General features: G+C 68.0%; 20 protein-coding genes and 2 pseudogenes. 16 read left to right on the top strand and 6 right to left on the bottom strand.

From position 1 onward, the window contains the following. Nucleotides 1-10: 10 nt before the first annotated feature. A pseudogene (locus AC1RQF_RS20245) lies at nt 11-857 on the top strand (oxidoreductase). A gap of 75 nt (nt 858-932) precedes the next feature. Here AC1RQF_RS20245 and AC1RQF_RS20240 read toward each other — a convergent pair. Continuing rightward, on the bottom strand, nt 933-2,624 hold the full coding sequence (locus tag AC1RQF_RS20240; protein ID WP_492872811.1) for an SgrR family transcriptional regulator: 1,692 nt from the start codon (nt 2,622-2,624) through the stop codon (nt 933-935). 249 nt (nt 2,625-2,873) lie between these two features. Here AC1RQF_RS20240 and AC1RQF_RS20235 point away from each other — a divergent pair, with 249 nt between their 5' ends. Together AC1RQF_RS20235 and AC1RQF_RS20230 are read left to right on the top strand one after the other, a co-directional pair. Further along, the gene (locus AC1RQF_RS20235) at nt 2,874-3,656 is read left to right on the top strand and encodes a hypothetical protein (RefSeq protein WP_492872810.1); all 783 of its coding nucleotides are present in this window, start codon (nt 2,874-2,876) and stop codon (nt 3,654-3,656) included. 391 nt (nt 3,657-4,047) lie between these two features. Then, on the top strand, nt 4,048-4,194 hold the full coding sequence (locus tag AC1RQF_RS20230) for a hypothetical protein (protein WP_273996851.1): 147 nt from the start codon (nt 4,048-4,050) through the stop codon (nt 4,192-4,194). Between the two features lie 352 nt (nt 4,195-4,546). On the opposite strand, the gene AC1RQF_RS20225 is transcribed toward AC1RQF_RS20230, so the two are convergent. Further along, the gene (locus AC1RQF_RS20225; RefSeq protein WP_273998424.1) at nt 4,547-5,446 is read right to left on the bottom strand and encodes a LysR family transcriptional regulator; all 900 of its coding nucleotides are present in this window, start codon (nt 5,444-5,446) and stop codon (nt 4,547-4,549) included. A 143-nt stretch (nt 5,447-5,589) separates the two neighbouring features. Here AC1RQF_RS20225 and AC1RQF_RS20220 point away from each other — a divergent pair, with 143 nt between their 5' ends. The 12 genes and pseudogenes from AC1RQF_RS20220 to AC1RQF_RS20165 all read left to right on the top strand — a co-directional run bounded on the left by AC1RQF_RS20220 (nt 5,590) and on the right by AC1RQF_RS20165 (nt 17,896). Next, nucleotides 5,590-6,213, top strand: coding sequence for a glutathione S-transferase family protein (locus tag AC1RQF_RS20220; protein ID WP_273996850.1), 624 nt, complete (start codon nt 5,590-5,592; stop codon nt 6,211-6,213). Between the two features lie 38 nt (nt 6,214-6,251). Then, nucleotides 6,252-7,187 (top strand): annotated as a pseudogene (locus tag AC1RQF_RS20215) (pyridoxamine 5'-phosphate oxidase family protein); the annotation flags it as partial. 347 nt (nt 7,188-7,534) lie between these two features. Beyond that, complete coding sequence (locus AC1RQF_RS20210) at nt 7,535-8,479, top strand: glycosyltransferase (protein WP_273996849.1); 945 nt, start codon at nt 7,535-7,537, stop codon at nt 8,477-8,479. Nucleotide 8,480: 1 nt separating this feature from the next. Further along, nucleotides 8,481-8,873: a GtrA family protein gene (locus AC1RQF_RS20205; protein WP_273996848.1), complete on the top strand. Its 393-nt coding sequence runs from the start codon at nt 8,481-8,483 to the stop codon at nt 8,871-8,873. 5 nt (nt 8,874-8,878) lie between these two features. Then, nucleotides 8,879-10,726, top strand: coding sequence for a hypothetical protein (locus AC1RQF_RS20200; RefSeq protein WP_492872808.1), 1,848 nt, complete (start codon nt 8,879-8,881; stop codon nt 10,724-10,726). Nucleotides 10,727-10,979: 253 nt separating this feature from the next. Beyond that, nucleotides 10,980-11,297, top strand: a complete 318-nt coding sequence (locus AC1RQF_RS20195; RefSeq protein WP_492872807.1) for a hypothetical protein — start codon at nt 10,980-10,982, stop codon at nt 11,295-11,297. 492 nt (nt 11,298-11,789) lie between these two features. After that, entirely contained in the window at nt 11,790-12,770 is a 981-nt protein-coding gene (locus AC1RQF_RS20190; protein ID WP_273996845.1) for a nucleoside-specific channel-forming protein Tsx, read from the top strand. 20 nt (nt 12,771-12,790) lie between these two features. Continuing rightward, nucleotides 12,791-14,065, top strand: coding sequence for a NupC/NupG family nucleoside CNT transporter (locus tag AC1RQF_RS20185; protein ID WP_273996844.1), 1,275 nt, complete (start codon nt 12,791-12,793; stop codon nt 14,063-14,065). A gap of 14 nt (nt 14,066-14,079) precedes the next feature. Beyond that, the gene (gene deoC / locus AC1RQF_RS20180; protein ID WP_273996843.1) at nt 14,080-14,859 is read left to right on the top strand and encodes a deoxyribose-phosphate aldolase; all 780 of its coding nucleotides are present in this window, start codon (nt 14,080-14,082) and stop codon (nt 14,857-14,859) included. Nucleotides 14,860-14,878: 19 nt separating this feature from the next. After that, nucleotides 14,879-16,198 carry a thymidine phosphorylase gene (deoA, locus tag AC1RQF_RS20175; protein WP_273996842.1) on the top strand — a complete coding sequence of 440 codons (1,320 nt, stop codon included), beginning with the start codon at nt 14,879-14,881 and terminating at the stop codon, nt 16,196-16,198. 14 nt (nt 16,199-16,212) lie between these two features. Next, nucleotides 16,213-17,457 (top strand): phosphopentomutase, encoded by a 1,245-nt coding sequence (locus AC1RQF_RS20170; protein WP_492872806.1) that lies wholly within the window; start codon nt 16,213-16,215, stop codon nt 17,455-17,457. Nucleotides 17,458-17,503: 46 nt separating this feature from the next. After that, a complete protein-coding gene (locus AC1RQF_RS20165) occupies nt 17,504-17,896 on the top strand; it encodes a cytidine deaminase (RefSeq protein WP_273996840.1) in 393 nt (130 codons plus the stop codon). A gap of 156 nt (nt 17,897-18,052) precedes the next feature. Here the strand turns inward: AC1RQF_RS20165 and AC1RQF_RS20160 are convergent, their stop codons facing one another. After that, nucleotides 18,053-18,733, bottom strand: coding sequence for a polysaccharide deacetylase family protein (locus tag AC1RQF_RS20160; RefSeq protein WP_273996839.1), 681 nt, complete (start codon nt 18,731-18,733; stop codon nt 18,053-18,055). A 411-nt stretch (nt 18,734-19,144) separates the two neighbouring features. Here AC1RQF_RS20160 and AC1RQF_RS20155 point away from each other — a divergent pair, with 411 nt between their 5' ends. Then, nucleotides 19,145-19,423, top strand: coding sequence for a hypothetical protein (locus AC1RQF_RS20155; protein WP_443111459.1), 279 nt, complete (start codon nt 19,145-19,147; stop codon nt 19,421-19,423). 28 nt (nt 19,424-19,451) lie between these two features. On the opposite strand, the gene AC1RQF_RS20150 is transcribed toward AC1RQF_RS20155, so the two are convergent. The 3 genes from AC1RQF_RS20150 to AC1RQF_RS20140 all read right to left on the bottom strand — a co-directional run bounded on the left by AC1RQF_RS20150 (nt 19,452) and on the right by AC1RQF_RS20140 (nt 21,501). Further along, on the bottom strand, nt 19,452-19,943 hold the full coding sequence (locus AC1RQF_RS20150) for a flavin reductase family protein (protein ID WP_492872804.1): 492 nt from the start codon (nt 19,941-19,943) through the stop codon (nt 19,452-19,454). A 50-nt stretch (nt 19,944-19,993) separates the two neighbouring features. After that, nucleotides 19,994-21,187, bottom strand: a complete 1,194-nt coding sequence (locus tag AC1RQF_RS20145) for an MFS transporter (RefSeq protein ID WP_492872839.1) — start codon at nt 21,185-21,187, stop codon at nt 19,994-19,996. Nucleotides 21,188-21,273: 86 nt separating this feature from the next. After that, on the bottom strand, nt 21,274-21,501 hold the full coding sequence (locus AC1RQF_RS20140) for a hypothetical protein (protein WP_492872803.1): 228 nt from the start codon (nt 21,499-21,501) through the stop codon (nt 21,274-21,276). Nucleotides 21,502-21,630 lie beyond the last annotated feature (129 nt).

Below are 21,630 nucleotides of genomic sequence, written 5' to 3'. Positions count from 1 at the left end.
GGAGCAACCGATGAACGATCAATCGCCCGTGTGGTTCATTTCCGGTGCATCGTCCGGCCTCGGCCGTGCGCTCGCCGAAGCCGTGCTCGAACGCGGCTGGCGCGCGGTGGTGACCGCACGCCGGCCCGACAGCCTGTCGGATCTCGCCTGCCGGTACAGCGAACGTGTGTTGCCGCTGCAGCTCGACGTCACCGATCCGGCGTCGATCGCAAGCGCCGTCGAGCAGGCGCGATCTCATTTCGGCGCAATCGACGTGCTCGTCAACAGCGCCGGCTTCGGGTATCTCGCCGCGATCGAGGAAGGCGAGGACCGCGAGATCCGCGCGCAGTTCGAGGTCAACGTGTTCGGCCTTAACGCACTGACGCAGCGGATTCTTCCCGGCATGCGGCAGCAGCGCCGAGGGCACATCTTCAATATGTCGTCGCTCGGCGGGCTCGTCGCGTTTGCCGCGACGGGCTACTACCACGCGACGAAATTCGCGGTCGAGGCCCTGTCCGAATCGCTGCCCCATGAAGTCGCGCCGCTGGGCATTCGCGTGACGATCGTCGAGCCGGGCGCGTTTCGCACCGACTGGGCGGGGTGTTCGATGCTTGAATCCGCGACTCGGATCGACGACTACGCGGACACGGCGGGAAAGCGCCGCGCGGCGACACGCGCGGTGTCGGGCAAGCAGCCCGGCGACCCGGCGCGCGGCTCTCGCGATCATCGCCGCGTACGAAGCCGACGAGCCGCCGCTGCGCCTGCTCCTCGGCGGTGCCGCGCTGAAGGTCGCGCTGGCGCGGCTCGATGCGCTGCGCGACAACTTCGATGCGTGGGCAGAAACAACGAAGCGCGCAGACTTTCCGGACCAGGAGTGATTTGCCGTAGCCGGCGCGATGTGTTCGGCACGATGCGCGCGGCGCGGGATCCGGATCGACCGCGAAGAATTCACGTTAGCGCAGCCAAAGACCGGCAAGCGGTACGTATCCGAGAGTCATATCTTTCGCGCCACCCACATGTGCTCCGACACGTACATGGGAAATCGTATGTGAAATCGGTATCGTCCAGCCCTCATTGACAAACTGCTTGTCCAGCTCCTTATAACGTTCCATCCGCGTTGGAGCATCCGGGCATTCTCTGATCGCCAGCAATTTTTTATCGATGGACAGCCGGTGCTCCTTCGCTATCCATCGACGGAAGACGGGCTCCTCTGAAAACTGCCAATGGCAGCACATTTCTTCGTTTGAATTGCTATAGCCGCCGCACACAACGAGATCGGCGGACTCCACCCAATCGCATCGAAGGTACTCTTCGTGCGACAGCACTGCAACGGCAACGTCCACATCTGCGGCCTGAAGCCTATTCAGAATCAAATTAAATATCTCCTCGTCTTTGCTGGTCAAGATCGCCACCATCTTCAACTTGGCTGTCTTCGGAATACGTGGTCGACGAGTCCCAAGCGTAGCGACACGATGCCGCCACGCAGGCAAATATCCGAACGCGGGGCGCCGGGAGATACCTTGCGTCGAGATCAACTCGGTCCGCGCAAGCCAGTCTGCCAATGCAAGCCGCTGTGATGCGCTCGAGAAGAACGGCCGGCACGGATTACACACAACCTGCACGCTGGTGGACAGCTCTTGCACAACCTGGCTCTGTCCTGTGGGCGAATCGGAAATTGGGCCAAAGTGAAGATCGAACTTCGATGCTTCATCTGCCTCCGACATCACCCACAAGTCGATTTCCTCGAGCAGTGCGCGTTCTTTGTAGTAGTTTTCGAATGCTGACAGGGAGAGACGATAATCGCTACGCCGCGTGAGCCTGAACGGGCCGCTGCCGATCGGCATGAACGAGAAATCACTGCTCCTCTTTCTAGGGACGATCGATGCACTTTCGGTTGCAAGGTAGTGCAGCCAAAAGTAGTCCCCGGTCTTCAAGCGACACGTCACTTTCCAGCTGCCGCTAACGTCCACGGAGTCTAGATTCCTGAAATGTGACTCATCGTCGCCCATCGCATCGCGTAAACGGAGTAGCGTGTGCTGAACATCCACAGCCTCCAGCGGACTTCCATCGTGGAAGGTCAATCCACGCCTGAGCCAGAAATTCCAGATTTTTCCATTCTCCTCATCCTCCCAATGGTGAGACAATGCGGGAATCAATTGATTTGTAGTCCGATCAAATTCCAAAAGCCGCGCGAAAATATGATGGATTAAATACGCCTCTGTTAAGAATTTAGCCTCTAACGGATCAAGCTCCCTCACGGTACGCGCCAACGGTATTCGGAGCCGGGCGAATGCACCGTCAACCTCCGACACCCCCATGAAATCCGGCAGTCGCGTCATCAGTTGCTTTCGCTGATCGCTGTCGAGGCTGGCAAAGGCCTCCTCCAACTCGCCTTTGGCGAGCAGCGTTGACAGATGATCCAACCACACCTGTTTCGGTGTGGTGAGCAAGGCTAGACGAGAGAAGTGCCCGCGCCCGCGAGCCGCATCCCAGCTGAGCCAACCTCGCGCCTCCATCTTGCGCAGCAAGAGCCGCGCGTTGCGTTCGGTGCAATGCAATGCCTCTGCTAGTGCCGGGAGACCAGGCTGGGCGGCCTTCGCCTCCAGCAGCTCGTGAATTTTCTGAAATTGATCGATGAGTCGCATAAAAGAGGAAATCGCGCCACTGAAATCGTCCGTTTTTATTTTCCGCTATGCCCTTCATCATGTCTACATCCGACGGCATATGGGTCAGACGGCCAATATTCTCGATGGACGTCCGCCAAGCTGGCAGTTTTGTCCGATCAATTACGCTGTGCGTGCGATCCGGCAATCGGGCAGGGCAGTGGCGCGACGGGGGCGCAGCGCGATGCCGGGTCGTTGATTCAAATTATGATTTAGGAATCCTTTATTACCATGAATAAAAACAGCCTGCACGCTAATCTGGAGTCTGGCGCTACTCATAACGGACAGGGGGGCGCGTATGGTGCACTCAGTGGCGTGGGCATCTCGCGCTTCGGCACATGGTTCGTCGAGCGTTTGCACGATGTGCGCAGACGGCCTGTGATCTGGCTGATCGCGATCCTGGTCAGCGCTGATCTCGCAACCATGCTTGAGTTGCTGTCACCTGGCCTGATATTGTTGCCGTTGCTTCTGGGTGTCATGGTAGGCGCGACTGTGCTCAATCTGGCAAATAGGAGCAAGGTGCAGTTGCAGAAAGGGGGCCATCACACGATCGGGTATTGCCTGTCTGCACTATCGGCCGCCGCCATCGGTGGCTATCTGATGATTCAGATAGAGGATTTCCTGCATTTTTCAGTAGCCCATATCTCGATGGCGACCTCAGCGATGCCAAGCGGCCTTCACGCTTCCTCTGTCGTACTTGGCGAATTCAATGGTGAGTCATGGTTCATGGGATCCGTTCTATACGGAATGACGTTTGCCATTGCGATGATGGCGGCGCGGTTTGTACCGAGGTGGATCGTACGTCGGAGAATGGCTGCTCGACAGGCGATGGCCACCGGCACGACAACCGTATCCCATATCATCCGAGCCGCCGTATTTTATGCAGCCCTGTTTGCGGCCGATGCGGCGCTCTCGCATCTCGTTCCTATCTTCGTGCGCGGTCTGGTCCTGACACCAATCGTGAGTGCATTGCTGCTGCTTTCCATGCACGGCACCTCACTCGACAAGGTCTAGAAATTTCGAACATGTGGTCTGTGCTCTGGGCAGTCCATTTGGCGCACAGCACCGCTTAACCTCCACGGGTGACAGGTTGTCAGCGACACCGCTGGGGTTGGCTCAATCGAAGGACTGACGTATAGCGTCATGCTGTTGGCGTTCTTTATTGATGCCGGCGTTGATCCGTAGCCCTGCTGACAGCAATTGAGCGGTAAGCCGTTCGCTTCAGGGCTTCCGGCGGATTTGCTGCAATGTCGTTCTCGTCGCTTTTTTCGACAATGCGCGGTGGCCCTCTCCACTAACTTTGCCAGCACGGGTTTCGTGTCCTTTAATTCCGCCAGCGTGCCGGTCTTGCATATCGCAGAAGTGAATCGGCTGCGTGTGAAAATCGATTCTCACGAAGGGCGTCGTGAAGATCAGGCTTCCAGCGATGCATGATGCGATGGAAAACGGAGCAGCTATGGCCCTCGCCGAGAAGGCGCAGGCGTTGCGTGATTCTGTCGCTTTGCCCTTCGCCGGAGACTGGAGCTTGTTGGATGGCCTCAAGATTCACTGAACAGGAATGGCATGATGACCTCAACCTGCGAGATTGCATTGGGCATAGGCCCACATGCAAATCGTGACATTGCAAACAGCAGCCAGTCGCGGATCGCTTTCGGTGGCGTCGTGCGCGAATCATGGCCGTAAGAGTGGCGATCGAATGCGGAGTCCCCTGTTAGCGAGGTCTTTTCACCAAGTCTCTGCGGTGCATGGTGCCGATGCATGCGTCGCACTACAGTTCATGTCCGAGGTGCTGGCGCCCGTTCCGGATTGATTGCTGCGCTCAGAATATCGCTCGACCGTAGTATCGCAGTCCGCCGGACCAGCCCAGGACGACCCAACGCAGGCCCCCCCGGGAGCAATACCACTCAGCGCGCCAACCGCGCCTTGAGCACCTCGATCAGCGCGCGCACCTTGGCCGACGGATGGCGCGTCGACGGGAACACCGCATGGATCTCGCCCGCCGGCAGCGACCACCCCGGCAGCAGCCGGACCAGGCGGCCGGTCGCGAGATCCTCGTCCGACGCGAAGCTGGTCGCAACCGTGAAGCCGCCGCCCGCGAGCACCGCCGCGTGACAGGCGGTGGCCGTGTTCGACGCGAACGCGCGCCGGCAGCGCAGCGTCGCCCGCCCGCCCGACACGTGCGTGAGTTCCAGCGTGGCGCGCGGCACGCTGGACAGCTGGATGTAGGGCAGGGCGTCGAACGCGGCCGGCGTGTCGAGCGCCGCATGGCGCGCGACGAACCCGGGGCTCGCGACGAGCCAGCGCTCGAAATCGCCGATCCGCACCGCGCGGTAGTTGGAATCCGCGAGCCGGCCGAGCCGGATCGCGACGTCGAGATTGCCCGCGATCAGGTCGACCTGCCGGTCGTCGCATTGCAGGTCGACCTCCAGCTCCGGATGCGCATCGCGCAGCGCGACCAGCGCCGGGGCGACCACGAGCGAACCGTAATCGACCGCCGCGCTCACCCGCAGCGTGCCGCGCAGCGGGCCCGCCCCGCCGGACACCGCGGCGAGCGCCGCCTCGGTGGCGCGCAGGATCTCGCGGCTCGCGTCGTAGAACGCGCGGCCGGCCTCGGTGACGTTGAGCCGCCGTGTGGTCCGCACCAGCAGGCTCGCGCCGACCTCCGCTTCGAGCCGCTGCATGTGCGTGCTCACCATGGTCTTGGCGAGCCCGAGCCGCGCGGCCGCCGCGGTCAGCGAGCCCGCCTCGACCACCGCGACGAAGATGGTCAGCCGGTTCAGATTGACGTCGCGCAGGTCCGCCATCGGATTGTCCATTCATGAAGGATTGTGTTTCGTCGATTATCCACCTTCCGAGGAGAGTTGGCGCGCGTTAGGCTGCGCATGTCCGTCGTCGTGCGGCGGCGGATGCATCGTCCCTTCCAACCTGATCTCCCGGAGCCCCGCTCATGTCCCAATCCGTTCCGTCCAAGCCGATCCGCCTGCATACGACCGCGCTGTCCGGACATGGTCATCGCGTCCAGCTGTTCCTGTCGCTGCTCGGCCTGCCGGTCGAGATCGTGCCGGTCGACCTGTTCGCGGGCGAGCAGCGCACGCCGGCGTTTCTCGCGCTCAATCCGTTCGGCCAGGTGCCCGTGATCGAGGACGACGGCGTCGTGCTGTCCGACTCGAACGCGATCCTCGTGTATCTGGCGAAGCGCTACGGCGATGCGTCGTGGCTGCCCGGCGATCCGGCCGGCGCGGCCGAGGTGCAGCGCTGGCTGTCGCTGGCGGCCGGTCCGATCATGTACGGGCCGTGCCGCGCGCGGCTCGTGACGCGTTTCGGCGCGCCCTACGATCTCGCCGACGCGCAGGCGACGGCGGTGCGCCTGTTCGAACTGCTCGACCCGCAGCTGGCCGGCAAGACCTTCGCCGTGGGCGCGACGCCGACGATCGCGGACGTCGCGGGCTATTCGTACATCGCGCATGCGCCCGAGGGCGGGGTATCGCTCGAACCGTATCCGAACCTGCGCGCGTGGCTCGCGCGGATCGAGGCGCTGCCGGGGTTCGTCGCGTTGCCGGCGCAAGCCTGACGCGGCCGGGCCCGGCCGCGCGCAGACAGGAGTTCACCATGCATGCCGATGTTTCGTCGCCCGAGGCGCTGCCGTTCCACGCGGGCGAGCTGGCCGCACAGGCGCGCGCGGGCGTGAGCGAGTTCGCGGCCGCGGCGAGCCGCGGCATCCGGACCTGGATGCCGGAGCAGCATCGTGCGTTCTATGCGCAGCTGCCGTTCATCCTGGTGGGCGGGCTGGACCCGTCGGGACAACCGTGGGCGACGGTGCGCGCCGGCGCGCCGGGTTTCGTCGCGGCGCCGGCCGAGGACACGCTGGTGCTGTCGGGTGGCGCGCTGCGCGACGATCCGCTGGCGGGGGCATGGCGCGTCGGCGCGCCGGTCGGGCTGCTCGGGCTGCAGCCGCAGACGCGGCGCCGGAATCGCGTCAACGGAGTGATCCGCGCGCTCGACGGCGATGCGATGACGCTCGCGGTCAGCCAGAGCTTCGGCAATTGCCCGCGCTACATCCAGAGCCGCGCGCCGAGTTTCGTCGCGCGCGCGGCCGGCGCGCCGCAGCGTCGCGCGCGCGAACTGGACGAGGTGGATCGCGCGCTGCTGGCGCGCGCGGATACGTTCTTCATCGCGAGCGCGAACGTGTCGGAGGAGGCGGGCGGCGCGCGCGGCGTCGATGTCTCGCATCGCGGCGGCGAGCCGGGCTTCGCGCGGGTCGACGACGCGCGCACCTTGACGACGCCCGATTTCAGCGGCAACAACTTCTTCAACACGATCGGCAATCTGTTGCATGAGCCGCGCGCGGGGCTGCTGTTCATCGACTTCGACAGCGGCGACCTGCTGTATATCAGCGCCCGCGCGGCACTGATCTGGGACGGTCCGGAACTGGCCGCGTTCAGCGGCGCGCGGCGTCTGGTGCGCTTCCACATCGACGAAGTGCGACGCAGCGCGGCGCGCATGCCGTTCACGTGGTCGGCGGCGATCTTCGCGCCCCAGTTCGCCCGCGAGGCGGGGCCGGAGGCGCAGGCAGGGGCGTGACCGGGGCGTGCGGCAAGGCCTGGCCGCGGAGCGGGCGGTGGACGGCCTGGCGGCGCAACTGACCGAGCCCTCTTTGTTGCTCCGGTTCGCCGGAGGCGGCTTCCGGAGCGGGATTGGTGTGCCAAAGTGGCGATTATTGGTCGATCGATGCAAACCTGTGGGCAGAATCGCCTACAATCTGGGCCCGATGAATACGTCGCCGGAGACCAGCGGCGCGTATGGGTTCATTTGCCACCAGCTGCCGATATGCCGAGATGGAACACAAAAACGACGCGCCACATGAATGGTTAAAGCCGGCGCCAGATCATTCGATGCTGCCCGGGGATCCCGCGATTGCCGTACTCGTGCCCTGCTATAACGAAGCGGTCACGATCAGTTCGGTCGTCGAGGATTTCAAGCGGGCGTTGCCCAACGCGCGCATCTACGTATTCGACAACAACTCGGTCGATGACACGGCGCGCATCGCGCGCGCCGCGGGCGCGACGGTGCGCTCGGTGCCCGACCGGGGCAAGGGCAACGTGATCCGACGGATGTTCGCGGACATCGAGGCCGACGTCTACGTGCTGGTCGACGGAGACGGCACCTACGACGCGGCCGCAGCGCCGACGCTCGTTCAGGCGCTCGTCGACGACGGGCTCGACATGGTGGTCGGCACGCGCGTCTCCGCGGAGCGCGCGGCGTACCGGCCGGGGCATCGTTTCGGCAACCAACTGCTGACGCGTTGCGTCTCGACGCTGTTTGGCCGCACGTTCAGCGACATGCTGTCCGGCTATCGCGTGTTTTCGCGGCGCTTCGTCAAGTCGTTCCCCGCGCATGCGGTCGGCTTCGAAACCGAGACGGAGCTGACGGTGCACGCGCTGGAGCTGCGCATGCCGGTGGCGGAGATCGCGACCGAATACGGCAGCCGTCCGGACGGCTCGGAAAGCAAGCTCAACACCTGGCGGGACGGCATGCGCATCCTGCTCACCATCGTCAAGCTGATGAAGACCGAGAAGCCTTTGCTGTTCTTCTCGTGCATCGCGCTGCTGTGCGCGCTGCTGTCGATGGTGCTGGCGGTCCCGGTGCTCGACGACTATCTGCTGACGGGTCTCGTGCCGCGTCTGCCCACCGCGCTGCTGTGCTCGGCGCTGATGCTGTTGAGCGCCATCCTGTTCGTCTGCGGGCTCGTGCTCGATACGGTGTCGCGCGGCCGCGCCGAGGTGAAGCGCCTCGCCTATCTGTCGTTCGGCCAGCAGACGCGACGGGAGCCGCGCTGACGTGCGCGCGCAATTGCTGCGCTTCCTCGTGGCCGGGACGATCGGCTTCCTGGTCGATGCGGCCGTGCTGTCGCTGCTGGTATGGTGTGGCGCCGGTTATTTCGCCGGCCGCGCGTTGTCCTTCCTGACGGCGGTCTGGGTCACCTGGCGGCTGAATCGCCGCTTCACGTTTGCCGCGTCCGGCGATGCCTCGCCGTGGCGCGAATGGTGGCGCTACTTGGCCGCGATGTCGGTCGGCGGCGTGATCAACTATGCGGTCTACAGCGGCGCGGTCCTGTTGTTGCCGCACAATGCGTGGCTGCCGCTCTGGAGCGTCGCGCTCGGCTCGGTGGGCGGACTGGGCGCGAACTTCGCATCGGCGCGGTGGTGGGTGTTCCGGCGCCGTTCAACCTGATCAACATGAATCATTCCTATTCTGCCGCGCCGACGACGCGCGGCGCGCGCCTCGATACGCCGCGCGCGTTCCTGATCGCTTGTCTGGTCGTGCCGCTTTGCTTCGGGCTGTATTCCGTGCTGCTCGGTGTCGACACGAACTGGGACATGCTCAACTACCACGTGTACAACCCGTTTGCGTGGCTGCACGACAAGCTGCTCGTCGACGTGGCGCCGGCGGGCATGCAGACGTACTTCAACCCGTTGCTCGACGTGCCGTTCTACTGGGCGAGCACGCATCTGCCGGCGCGGCTCGTCGCGTTCGCCTACGGCTGGCTGCACGGGCTGAGCTTCGTGCTGCTGGCGGCGATCGGCCGATGCGCGCTGCCCGGGCTGCGCGACGGCGATCGGCTGCGGATTCCGCTGCTGCTTGCGCTGGCCGGTTGCCTGACCGGCAACTTCCTGTCGTGTCTGGGCAATTCGATGGGCGACGACACCACGGCGCTGTTCGTGCTCGCCGGCTTGCTCGTCCTGCTGGCCAACTGGTCGACGCTGGCCGGCGGGACGGCGCGCGCGGTCGCGGTGACGGCGGCGGCCGGCGCGCTCGTCGGCATGAGCGCGGGCCTCAAGCTGACCAATGCGGTCTACGCGGTGGCGATGTGCGCGGCGTTGCTCGTCTACCCGGGCCGCGCCTTGGTGCGCTTGCGCGTGAGCGTGCTGTTCGGCATCGGCGTACTCGTGGGGTTCGCGGTCACGGGCGGATACTGGATCGCGCACATGTGGACGCTGTTCGGCAATCCGCTGTATCCGCAGTTCGGCTCGCTGTTCCCGAATCCGCACACGCTGCCGAACGCGGTCGTCGATACGCGCTGGCGGCCGGTCGATCTGTGGGAAACGGTCGTGTGGCCGTTCATCATGGCGTGGCATCCGAAGCGGGTCAGCGAGACCCAGGTGCGCCAGATCATCTGGCCGATCGTCTACGTCCTGCTGCTGCTGTGGGCCGCGACGGGCGGCGCGCGCCTGCTGGCGCGGCGGCAGGGGGCATCCGTCGACGCGCGCGCGCGCTTCGTCGTGGTGTTCGTCGCGATCGGCTTCGTCGTGTGGATGAAGCTCTTCAGCATCTATCGCTACATCGTCCCGATCGAGCTGCTCGCGCCGTTCGTGGTGTGGGTCGCGTGTCACGCGCTGCTGCCGCGCGCCCGCGCGCGCCGCGCGGCCGGCTGGCTGCTGGCGGTCGCGACGGCCGTCGTGCTCGCGGGCGGCGCGCCGACCTGGGGGCATGCGGGCTGGGAAGAGCCCGTCTATCACGCGGACCTGCCGACGATCGAGCGGCCGCAGGACACCACGGTCGTGATCTCGGCCGTGCAGGGGCACGCATGGGGCTGGGTCGCGACGCAGGCGTCGCCGGCGGTGAAGTTCATCCAGGTCGGCAGCGGGTTCCCCGGCACCGAGGCGTTCCGCCTGCATCTGCGCGACGCGGCGCGCATGCGCGGCGGCCCGATCTACGCGATCGTCGACGCCGAGACGAACTGGCGCAGCGAGTCGGTCGGCCGCGCCAATCGGGTGGTCGAGCGGCTCGGCCTGAACCGCACCGCCGAGCGCTGCGCGATGCTGGCGCGGTTCGTGACGCGTCTGCGGCTGCATGCCTCGGTGGCGCCGTCCCGTCAGCCGGAGCGGCAATGCGAACTGGATCTGCGCGCGGACGACGTGCGCGACATCGCGGGCGAGAACCGCGCGAACCTGAAGCTGGCCGCGCAATCGCTGGCCGGGGTCGGCCTCGCGCTCGACGCCGCCTCGTGCAGCGTGCGCGCCGCGCGGGTCGGCGACAGCGCGCTGCCGTACCAGTGGTGCCGGCTGTCGCCGCTCGGCGATTGAGCGGGCCGGCGCCCGCGAGGGCGTCCCTGCGGCGGCCGCTTCGCGCAAGGCGGCTGCCGCGTGCGTTCCCGCGGCGCGGGCGCGTCGCGACGCCTGTCGATTCCCGCCACTGGCGAAACCGCTGCCGCGCGCGCCGCGCTCGATCTATAATGCGCGCCGCCGCGCGTCCGGGCGCGGCCGGGGGCCCGTCGGGCCGCCCGTGAATCGGCGAGCAAGACAGATGCACGTATACATATCAAGGGACAGTGTGGCGATGGGCGGCGACGTCGACGCGCCGCACGGCCAACGCCTGGCCTGCGCCGACGACGCGGCGCTCGGCGATCTCCTGCGCGACATCGTCGGGTCCGGCTATCCGCCCGGCATCGCGGACGGGCCGGCAAGCGGGTCGGCCCGCTCGGGCGCGCCGCTCGCGGTGATGGCGCAGGGCGGGGGCATGGCCATGCTGCCCGCCGCCGCGCGCGGGACGCGGCGGCTCGACGTGCGCCACCTGCATTTCAGCTATCACGCGCAGGTGCCGGCCGACACGGTTCGCACGGTGCCGGAGCGGTTGACCCTGCACGCGCGGACCTGATTTCAGCCCCACGCGCATCGGCCGGTTTCATCCGACGATGCGCGACGCCGGCGCGCGACGTTTCGCGCTCCTGACTGCCGACCACAAGCCATTCGTAAGATATCGATGTTTGCTCGCCACGCCGTCTTCCGGGACGCGCCTCAGGAACCTGACCGCATGGTCAATTTCAGCGCATGTGTTCCCATTTGTGTCGCAAACCGGCACAGATTCCGTGCAATTTACTTCCGCGAAATGGTTGTTTTCCCTGAGTTTCGGGATGGCACCGCTTTTGCTAATGTTATTTAAATAACGTGATGTGTGATTCGTTGCGCACGACAACGGGGCATCACAGACAGCCGGCGTGACCGGCGCAACAGGGGGCGAGGGAACCGTGCCGATCCGGCGGCGCGGGCCGGAGCCATATCGCTTGATTTCAGCAGGTCCGGCCCGCCGCGCGGTCCCTCGGGGCGCGCGGCATCGATCGTCACTTACCCAAGAAGGAAACCACCGAACGTGGATCAACACACGAGCTTGCGCCGCGCGTCCGCACGCGCCTTACCGCTGTCCCGCCCCTGGCGGGCCGCCACCGTGGGGATCGCGACGGTCGTCGCGCTGAGCGCCGCGCCGGCCCGCGCGGACACGCTCGCCGAAAGCGGCGGCGGCGCGCCGACGCCGCCGGCCAAGACCGGCGACACGCTGCCGGCGTCGCCGTACCTGTCGGACTGGTTCCACCAGAGCATCGGCGTGATCGGCTCGAAGAACATCCGCTTCGGCCCGTACCGCACCAACGACGTCTACCTCGAATACGAGTACTTCGGCCGCAAGGGGCCGTTCGACCTGTACGGCTACGTCGACATGCCGCGCGCGTTCGGCGTCGGCAACGGCTACGACACCGGCATCTCGAACAAGGGATCGCCGCTGTTCAGCGAGCAGGAGCCGCGTGTGTCGATCGACGATCTGGTCGGGCGCAAGCTCGGCTTCGGCCCGTTCAAGGAGTGGTACGTCGCGTTCGACTGGATCTACGACCAGGGCCACAACGTGTCGGGCCGCCAGAACACGCTGTACGCGGGCATCGGCACCGACATCAAGACGCCGCTGCCGGTGTTCCTGTCGGCCAACCTGTACGTGCGCCGCCAGTGGGAGAACTATGGCGCGCCCAACCAGAATTCGTGGGACGGCTATCGCGCGCAGATGAAGTACGTGTATCCGATCGGCGTGTACGCGGGCGGCCACCTGACCTTCGTCGGCTTCTTCAACTACGACTTCGGCTCGCGCCTCGCCGAGCAGACGGGCGGCGACACCCGCACCGACACCGCGTTCGTCGCGACCAACGTGCTGATCTATGAATTCCAGCACTGGCGCTTCTGGACCGCGGCCCGTTACTTCCATAACGGCGGGCAGTGGGGCGGCACCGAGCTGAACTTCGGCAACGGGCCGTTCCAAAACCGGTCGACCGGCTGGGGCTACTACGCCAGCGTCGGCTACAAGTTCTGATTCCTCTTCAAGGATTGACCGTGGATATCCTGCGCAGTCTGTGTGGCATTCTGGTGTTGCTCGTGGTCGGCTACTGCCTGTCGATGAATCGCCGCGCGGTGCGCGGGCGCACCGTGGTCGCGGCGCTCGCGCTGCAGCTCGCGATCGGCGCGCTGGTGCTGTTCGTGCCGATCGGCCGGGCGGTGCTCGCGGCCGTCGCGCGCGGCGTGAACGACGTGCTCGAGATGGGCCAGCACGGGCTCACGTTCCTGTTCGGCGGGCTGGTCGGCGACAAGATGTTCGAGCTGTTCGGCGCGGGCGGCTTCGCGTTCGGCCTGCGCGTGCTGCCGATGATCATCTTCGTGACCGCGCTGATCGCGGTGCTGTACTACATCGGCGTGATGAAGTGGGTGATCCAGGCCGTCGGCAGCGGCCTCGCGAAGCTGCTCGGCGTGAGCCGGGTCGAGGCCTGCTCGGCGGTCGCGACGATCTTCCTCGGCCAGAGCGAGATGCCCGCGTTCGTGAAGCCGTTCGTGCGGCGCCTGAGCGGGCCCGAGATCTTCGCGGTGATGTCGAGCGGGATGGCGTCGGTGGCGGGCTCGGTGCTGGCCGGCTACGCGGGGCTCGGCGTCAAGATGGAGTACCTGCTCGCCGCGTCGTTCATGGCGATCCCGGGCGGCCTGCTGTTCGGCAAGATGCTGTGCCCGTCGGTCGCGCCGAGCGAGGTCGTGATCGATTCGCTCGAATTCGACGAGAAGCGGCCGGCCAACGTGATCGAGGCGGCCGCGTCGGGCGCGAGCGTCGGCATGAAGATCGCCGTCAACGTCGGCACCATGCTGGTCGCGTTCATCGGCCTGATCGCGCTGCTCAACGCCACCGTCGGCGTGGTCGCGGGCTGGCTCGGCTTCGCGCACGTGACGCTGCAGTCGCTGCTCGGCGTGCTGTTCTCGCCGCTCGCGTGGCTGATCGGCGTGCCCTGGCAGGATGCCGCCGTGGCCGGCAACTTCATCGGCCAGAAGCTGATCCTCAACGAATTCGTCGCGTACAGCGGGCTGTCGCCGTACCTGCAGAACAGCGCGCAGGTGGCCGCGGCCGGCTTGCAGGCGCTGACGCCGAAGACGATCGCGATCGTGTCGTTCGCGCTGTGCGGCTTCGCGAACTTCTCGTCGATCGCGATCCTGACGGGCGGCTTCACCGCCGTCGCCCCCGAGCTGCGCTCGGACGTCGCGCGCTACGGCATGCGCGCGCTCGCGGCCGCCACGCTGTCGAACCTGATGAGCGCGACGATCGCCGGGCTGTTCTTCTCCCTGACCTGACAAGGCGCGTTGCCATGCAACTCTCTCGCAACCAGCTGACCGAAGCGGCGCTCAAGGCGCTGCATCTGGTCGATCTCACGTCGCTCAACGACGACGACACCGACGCCGCGATCGCGGCGCTCGCCGCCGCGGCGGACACGCCGGTCGGCACGCCCGCCGCGCTGTGCGTGTATCCGCGCTTCGTCGGCGCGGCGCGCGCGGCGCTGGCCGCGCGCGGCCTCGCGCTGCCGATCGCGACCGTCACCAACTTCCCGCACGGCGCGGCGGACCCGGAGGCGGCCGCGCGCGAGACCGCCGAGGCCGTCGCGCTGGGCGCTGACGAAATCGACGTGGTGTTCCCGTACCGCGCGCTGCTCGCGGGCGATGCGCAGGTCGGCCGCGAGCTGGTCGCGCAGGCGCGCGCGGCGTCGGCGGGCCGCTGCCTGAAGGTGATTCTCGAAACCGGCGAACTGCGCGAGGCGGCGTTGATCCGCCGCGCGAGCGAGATCGCGATCGAGGCCGGCGCGGATTTCATCAAGACCTCGACGGGCAAGGTCGCCGTCAACGCGACGCTCGACGCGGCCGCCGCGATGCTCGCGGCGATCCGCGACGCGGGGCGGCCGGTCGGCTTCAAGGCGGCGGGCGGCGTGCGCTCGGCGCAGGAGGCGGCCGCCTATCTCGCGCTCGCGGAGCGCGAACTGGGCGCGGGCTACACCGCGCCCGCGACGTTCCGGTTCGGCGCGTCGAGCCTGTTGGCCAGCCTGCTCGCGACCCTCGGCCACGGCGTCGGCGCGGCGCGCGGCGGCGCGTATTGACGGTAGCAAAGGAGCCCTCATGTTTTTGCCCCAGGAAGTGATCCGCCGCGTGCGCGACCGTCTGCCGCTCGAAGCGGGCGAGATCGCGCGCTTCATCGGCGGCGTGAGCGCCGGCCAGGTCGGCGAAGGCCAGATCGCGGCGTTCGCGATGGCGGTCTATTTCAACGAGCTGCCGATCGAGGCGCGCGTCGAGATGACGCTCGCGCAACGCGATTCGGGCGACGTGCTCGACTGGCGCGGGCTCGACCTGCCCGGGCCGGTGGTCGACAAGCATTCGACGGGCGGCGTCGGCGACCTGACCTCGCTGCTGCTCGGGCCGATGGTCGCCGCGTGCGGCGGCTACGTGCCGATGATTTCCGGACGCGGGCTGGGCCACACGGGCGGGACGCTCGACAAGCTCGAAGCGATTCCCGGCTACGACGTCGCGCCGGACACCGCGCGCTTCAGGCGCGTCGTGAAGGAGGCGGGCATCGCGATCATCGGCCAGACCGGCCGGCTCGCGCCCGCCGACAAGGCGATCTACGCGGTGCGCGACGTGACCGCGACGGTCGAGTCGATCTCGATGATCACCGCGTCGATCCTGTCGAAGAAGCTCGCGGCGGGCCTCGACGCGCTCGCGATGGACGTGAAGGTCGGCTCGGGCGCGTTCATGCCCACCTATGAGAAATCGGTCGAGCTGGCGCGCAGCATCGTCGACGTCGGCAACGGCGCGGGCATGCGCACCACGGCGACGCTGACCGACATGAGCCAGGCGCTCGCGCCGTGCGCCGGCAACGCGGTGGAGATCCGCTGCGCGCTCGACTACCTGACCGGCGCGGCGCGTCCGGCGCGCCTGCATGCGGTGACGCTCGCGCTCGCGGGCCAGATGCTGCGGCTGGGCGGGCTCGCGCGCGACGCCGCCGAGGCGCAGGCGCGGCTCGAAGCCGTGCTCGCATCGGGAGCCGCGGCCGAGCGCTTCGCGCGGATGGTGGCGGGGCTCGGCGGCCCGGCCGACCTGCTCGATGCGCCGGCGCGCCATCTCGCGACGGCGCCCGTCGGCATCGAGGTGCCCGCGCCGCGGGCCGGCTGGATCGGCGCGGTCGACGCGCGCGCGCTCGGGCTCGCGGTGGTCGGGCTCGGCGGCGGCCGCAGCCGTCCCGACGACGTGCTGGACCCGGCCGTCGGCCTGACCGGGCTCGCGGAACTCGGCGCGCGCGTCGACGCCGGGCAGCCGCTCGGCGTCGTGCACGCGCGCGACCGCGACGCCGCGCAGCGCGCGCTCGCCGAGGTGCAGCGCGCGTACCGGATCGACGCGGCGGCGGCCGAGCTGCCGCCCGTGATCCACGCCTTGATCGATTAAACGGAGGAGTTGTCATGCGCGCCATCGTTCTGGTTCTCGATTCGCTCGGCATCGGCGCGACGCCGGACGCCGGGCGTTTCGGCGACGCGGGCTCGGACACGCTCGGCCATATCGCGGCGCGTTGCGCGCAAGGCGCGTGCGACGGCGACGGTCGCGCCGGCCCGCTGCGCGTGCCGCAGCTCGAACGCCTCGGGCTCGGTCTCGCGAACCGGCTCGCGACCGGCATGCTGCCGGCGGGCTTTTCCGCGACGCCCGACCTGATCGGCGCGTACGCCGCCGCGCGCGAGCTGTCGTCGGGCAAGGACACGCCGTCGGGCCACTGGGAGCTGGCCGGCGTGCCGGTGCGCTTCGATTGGGGCTACTTCCCGCAGGCGCGCGATTCGTTCCCGCCCGAGCTGCTGGACGCGCTCGTGCGGCGCGCGGGCCTGCCCGGCTATCTCGGCAACTGCCACGCGTCGGGCACCGAGATCCTCGCGACGCACGGCGCGGCGCACATCGCGACGGGCAAGCCGATCTTCTATACGTCCGCCGATTCGGTGTTCCAGATCGCCTGCCACGAGACCGCTTTCGGGCTCGACCGGCTGTACCGGCTGTGCGAGATCGCGCGCGAGGAAGTCGACCGCTACGATATCTGCCGGGTGATCGCGCGGCCGTTCGTCGGCGCGACGCCCGCCGGCTTCCGCCGCACCGGCAACCGGCGCGACCTCGCGGTGCCGCCGCCCGCGCCGACCCTGCTCGACAAGCTCGCGACCGCGGGCGGCCAGGTGATCGCCATCGGCAAGATCTCGGACATCTACGCGGGCGCGGGCGTCACGCGCAAGATCAAGGCGGACGGGCTCGACGGCCTGTGGGCGGCGACCTTCGACGCGCTGCGCGATGCGCCTGACTTCAGCCTCGTGATGACGAACTTCGTCGATTTCGACCAGCAGTACGGCCATCGCCGCAACATCGCCGGCTATGCGGCGGAGCTGGAGCGCTTCGATGCGCGCCTGGCGGCGCTGTATCCACTGCTGCGCGACGACGACGTGCTGGTCCTCACGGCCGACCACGGCTGCGATCCGACCTGGCCGGGCTCCGACCACACGCGCGAGCATGTGCCGCTGCTCGTTCACGGGCCGCGCATCGCGCCGGGCAGCCTCGGCGTGCGCGCATCGTTCGCGGATCTCGGGCAGAGTCTTGCCGGCTGGTTCGGGCTCGACGCATTTGCCGACGGCGTCGCGTTTCTCGACGCGAAGGGGACGCGCGCGGGCGCGCACTGACCGACACGACACGACATGACATGACATGACACGAGGGAAACACGACATGGATCAGACCACATTGATCGACGCCGCGAAGGCCGCGCGCGACAAGGCGTATGCGCCGTATTCGCGCTTCCGGGTCGGCGCGGCGCTGCTGACGAAGGACGGCAAGGTATTCCACGGCTGCAACGTCGAGAACGCGTCCTACGGGCTGTGCAACTGCGCGGAACGCACCGCGCTGTTCGCCGCGATCGCGTCGGGCTATGCGCCCGGCGACTTCGCGACGCTGGCCGTGATCGGCGATACCGACGGCCCGATCGCGCCGTGCGGCGCCTGCCGGCAGGTGATGATCGAACTGGGCAAGCCGACGCTCGAAGTGGTGCTCGCGAACCTGAAGGGCGACGTCAGCGTGACGAGCGCCGAGGCGTTGTTGCCGGGGGCGTTCTACCTGGAGTGACGCGCGTGGGGCGGCGTGGCCGTGCGTCGCGCGGGCTCCCGTAAAAGCTCACCCGGCCCGCTTGAACGCGGCGGCGCGCGGCGGATGATCCGCCCGCGCCGCCGCGTTTTCGTTTGGGTTGTTCCGGTGTCCCGAACGCCGGCGCGCCCGGGGCCGCTACGCGCGGCCCGCTTCGTCCGTGCGGTGCAGCAGGCGCTGCAGCACGGCGGGCGAACACGCTTCCACCATCAGGTAGCGCGGCAGGTTCATGCCGGGCGCATCGCGGCGGAGCTTGCACGCATCGAACGTGAAACCCGCGCGGTATCCGGCTTCGCCGGCCAGCGTGGCGAGCGCCGCGTCATGCGTGCCGAAGGGCCAGGCCAGCATGTCGACGGGGCCGCCGCAACGGTCTTCCAGGTCGGCGCGCGCCTGTTGCAGCTGCGCGAGCGTGACCGCATGCGGCGGCGCCGCGACGCCGAAGCCCGGCTGCCACCAGGTATGGGTCTGCACGTCGAACTGTCCGGTCGCATGCAGTTGCCGCAGGTGGCTCCAGGACAGCGTATCGACGGCCGCGTCGATCGCCGAGGGCTGCACGAACAGCGTCACGGGCAGGCGCTCGGCGCGCGCGAGCGGGCCCAGCCATTCGCGGATCGAGCGATGGCCTTCGTCGACCGTGAGCGCGACGGCCTTGGGCGGCAGCGGCGCATCGCCGTCGTGCCGCCACGCGACGATGTCGCGCAAGGGCACGATCTGGTAGCCGCTGTCGCGCAGCTGGCGCAGTTGCGCGTCGAGCGCGGCGATGCTGATGGTCATCGGGTCGGTGCCCGGCTCGGCCGCGAAGCGGTGATAGACCAGCACCGCGACATCGTGTCGCGACGCGGGGGCGGTGACGGCGGAAGGGGCCGGGCGCGCCGCGCGGGTGGAAGCGCGGGATGGGGTCGGGCGATCGTGTGGCGACATGATGTAAGGGGGATTGAGCGGCGCGTGATGCGTGTTGCGCAAGCATGCGATGGTTGGCCGTTTGCGCGTTGCGCCACGTCAAGCCGGCCGCAACGCGGGCGGTTTCGCGCGCGCGGCGCGGGCCGGGTGCGCGGGATCTGAGCCCGATCAGAAAGCGGCCGGTGGCTCGTTGATGCAGGTCAATCGACGTGGCGGATATTTCCCGATGATGAGACGACGGTCGCACGAGGCGATCGTCTGTCGTGCTGCTCCGATGAGGCGACTGACGGATGGGCGGGGTCGCTTGAGGGGGAATGCATGGGAATCGGAATGCAGATCGTTTATGCGGGGTTTGGCGGCTCGGCGCGCGTGGAGGCGGAGGCGTGCGTGCAGCTGCTGCGTCTCGAACGGATGGGCGCGCGGCTCGCCGGATGCGGATTGACGATCGAGGCGCGCGAGGGCGGCGCGGGCTATCGGGTCGGGCTGGAACTGACGTTCGAGGATGGCGCGACGCGGCGGCTCGCGCCGGTCGTGGACGAGGATGCCGGCGCGGCGCTGCGCGGCGTGTTCGATGCGGCGACGGAGGCGATGCGGGAGGCGGTGCGGTGAGGGGCCGCCGGTCCCGGCATGGGGCCGCTCACAGCGCCGCGAGCGTGCCGTATGCGCCGTTTGCGTAGAGCAGCGGGGCCGCGTCCGGACCGTTCGTGATGGTTTCGCACTGGCCGACGAAGATGCTGTGCGTGCCATGCTCGAAGACCGAGGCGATGCGGCAGACCAGGTTCGACTGCGCATCGGCGAGATAGGGCAGGCCGTCCGCCGTGACCCGCCAGTCGCCGACGGCGAACTTCGCGGCGGGATCGTCGGCCTTGCGGCCGAACGTGGCCGAGACCTGCTGATGCCGGGCCCCCGGCACATTCATGCAGAAGCGGTCGCACCGGCTCAACGCGGCATGGCACGTGGTGTCGCGATGGATGCAGACGAGCAGCGAGGGCGGCTCCACGCACAGCGAGGTCACGGCGGTCGCGGTCATGCCGTACCACGTGTCGTCGCGGCGGCAGGTCACCACGCATACCGAGGCGGCGAGCCGGCGCATCGCGTGGCGGAAGGTGTCCGGGAGCAGCGGATCCACGGCCGTTTCCGGATGCGCGCGCCGCGCGTCCACGGATGCGCCGTCTCGCATCATTGCGGGTCGCGCGTCGCGACGTCGAGCGCCGCGGGCGTCGCGATGCGCAGGAACGGCACGATCAGCAGCAGCGTGGCGACGCCGAATCCCACGAACGCGGCGCGCATGCCGAAGTATTCGGCGACCAGCCCGCCGAGCCCCGCGCCGATCGGCATCGCGCCCCAGCCGAACAGGCGCGCGGCGGCGTTGTAGCGGCCGAGCAGCGAGCCGGGCACGAGCGCCTGGCTGAGGGTGCGCGCGTTGATGGTCCACAGCGTGCCGCCCAGGCCGCCCGCGAATGCGCTGGCCGCGACCGCCCACAGGTTGAGGGTCGCGGCGGGCACGGCCATCATCGCGAGGGTGCCCAGCAGGTCGACGAACATCACCGCGCGCCGCCCGAACCAGCGGTTCAGGGTGGTGACGCTGAGCGCGCCGACGAAGCCGCCGACGCCGAGCGCGCTGAGCGCGACGCCGTAGCCGCGCGCGTCGAGGCCCATCACCTTGGTCGCGAACAGCGGCATGAGCGCGAGCCAGGCGCCCCAGCAGGCGCACAGCACGGTCAGCGTGATGGCCATCAGGCGCAGCACCGGCTCGCGCCACAGATGATGCAGCCCCTCGACGATCTGCTGGTGCACGGGCTCGCGCCCGGCGTTCGGCGCGCGCTCGACGCGAAAGCGGCCGGTCAGGAGGAACAGCACCAGGATGCCGATCAGATAGGCGCCCGACACGGTGCCGAGCGCGAGCGCCGTGCCGGCCGCGACGAGCAGGCCGCCCACCAGCGGACCGCAGAACTCGTTGCAGACCGTCTCCGCGCCGGCGACCCAGGCATTCGCGCGCTCGCGGCCGGCGGGCGCGACGGCGTCGGGGATCAGCGCGGCCGCCGAGGTCAGCGCGATCACCTCGGCGATGCCGAGCGTGAGGCCGCCCACGTACAGCGCCGGCAGCGTGATGCCTTGCGACAGCGACAACAGCACGAGCGTCACGATCGCGGCGAGCCGCATGCCGTTGGCGAGCCATAGCAGCTGGCGGCGATCGGCGCGGTCGACCAGCACGCCGACGTGCAGCGCGACCAGCAGCCACGGCAGGGTGAGGGTGAGCGAGACGCCGGAGACCTGCATCGGCGACTGCGTCAGGGTGGTCGCCATCAGGGGCAGCGCGATCTTGGTCACGCCGTCCGCGAGATTCGTCAACGCGGTGAAGGCGACGAGCACGAAGGTGTTGCGTCCACTGGCGGCGTCCAGTGCGAGATCCGATCGGGTTACCGTGTTCAAGCCTGTCTCCGGTGCGGAAGGGTCGGTCATCGGGTGTCGTGATCGTCCAGGCGGCGGGCGGCGGGCCGCAACTCGGCGAGCGCGACGTCGCAGCGGTATTCGACGCCGCCGTGCAGCAGATGGCGGGTGGTCTTGGCCGGATACGGGCGGCGTCGCAGGCCGCGCGAGATGACTTCGTCGGGGGTGAGGACGAGGTCCGGGCGGCGCGACCCAATATTACTCGCGAATAGGCGAGCATCAAACACGGTATCCATGCATGGCCGCGACGGAATATCAGGCGGGCAATGAAACAGCGGTATGGCCGACGAATCAGGATTGATCGGCGTACCGGAGGCGAGGACGTGAGCTTGATAACGCCCGAGGCGGTTGCGTCACCCCAAGAG

Source organism: Burkholderia sp. GW821-FHT14F03 (assembly GCF_058803765.1).
The sequence above is the reverse complement of the archived record's forward strand: the minus strand, read 5'-3'. Positions and strand labels throughout refer to the sequence as shown.

Coding starts and splice junctions, on each gene's coding strand:
- AC1RQF_RS20225 (WP_273998424.1), bottom strand. CDS start 5,446: ATGGCGGACCTGCGCGACGTCAATCTGAACCGGCTGACCATCTTCGTC.
- AC1RQF_RS20195 (WP_492872807.1), top strand. CDS start 10,980: ATGGGCGGCGACGTCGACGCGCCGCACGGCCAACGCCTGGCCTGCGCC.
- deoA (WP_273996842.1), top strand. CDS start 14,879: ATGTTTTTGCCCCAGGAAGTGATCCGCCGCGTGCGCGACCGTCTGCCG.
- AC1RQF_RS20235 (WP_492872810.1), top strand. CDS start 2,874: ATGAATAAAAACAGCCTGCACGCTAATCTGGAGTCTGGCGCTACTCAT.
- AC1RQF_RS20155 (WP_443111459.1), top strand. CDS start 19,145: ATGCAGATCGTTTATGCGGGGTTTGGCGGCTCGGCGCGCGTGGAGGCG.
- AC1RQF_RS20220 (WP_273996850.1), top strand. CDS start 5,590: ATGTCCCAATCCGTTCCGTCCAAGCCGATCCGCCTGCATACGACCGCG.
- AC1RQF_RS20210 (WP_273996849.1), top strand. CDS start 7,535: ATGCTGCCCGGGGATCCCGCGATTGCCGTACTCGTGCCCTGCTATAAC.
- deoC (WP_273996843.1), top strand. CDS start 14,080: ATGCAACTCTCTCGCAACCAGCTGACCGAAGCGGCGCTCAAGGCGCTG.
- AC1RQF_RS20200 (WP_492872808.1), top strand. CDS start 8,879: ATGAATCATTCCTATTCTGCCGCGCCGACGACGCGCGGCGCGCGCCTC.
- AC1RQF_RS20165 (WP_273996840.1), top strand. CDS start 17,504: ATGGATCAGACCACATTGATCGACGCCGCGAAGGCCGCGCGCGACAAG.
- AC1RQF_RS20140 (WP_492872803.1), bottom strand. CDS start 21,501: ATGGATACCGTGTTTGATGCTCGCCTATTCGCGAGTAATATTGGGTCG.
- AC1RQF_RS20240 (WP_492872811.1), bottom strand. CDS start 2,624: ATGCGACTCATCGATCAATTTCAGAAAATTCACGAGCTGCTGGAGGCG.
- AC1RQF_RS20170 (WP_492872806.1), top strand. CDS start 16,213: ATGCGCGCCATCGTTCTGGTTCTCGATTCGCTCGGCATCGGCGCGACG.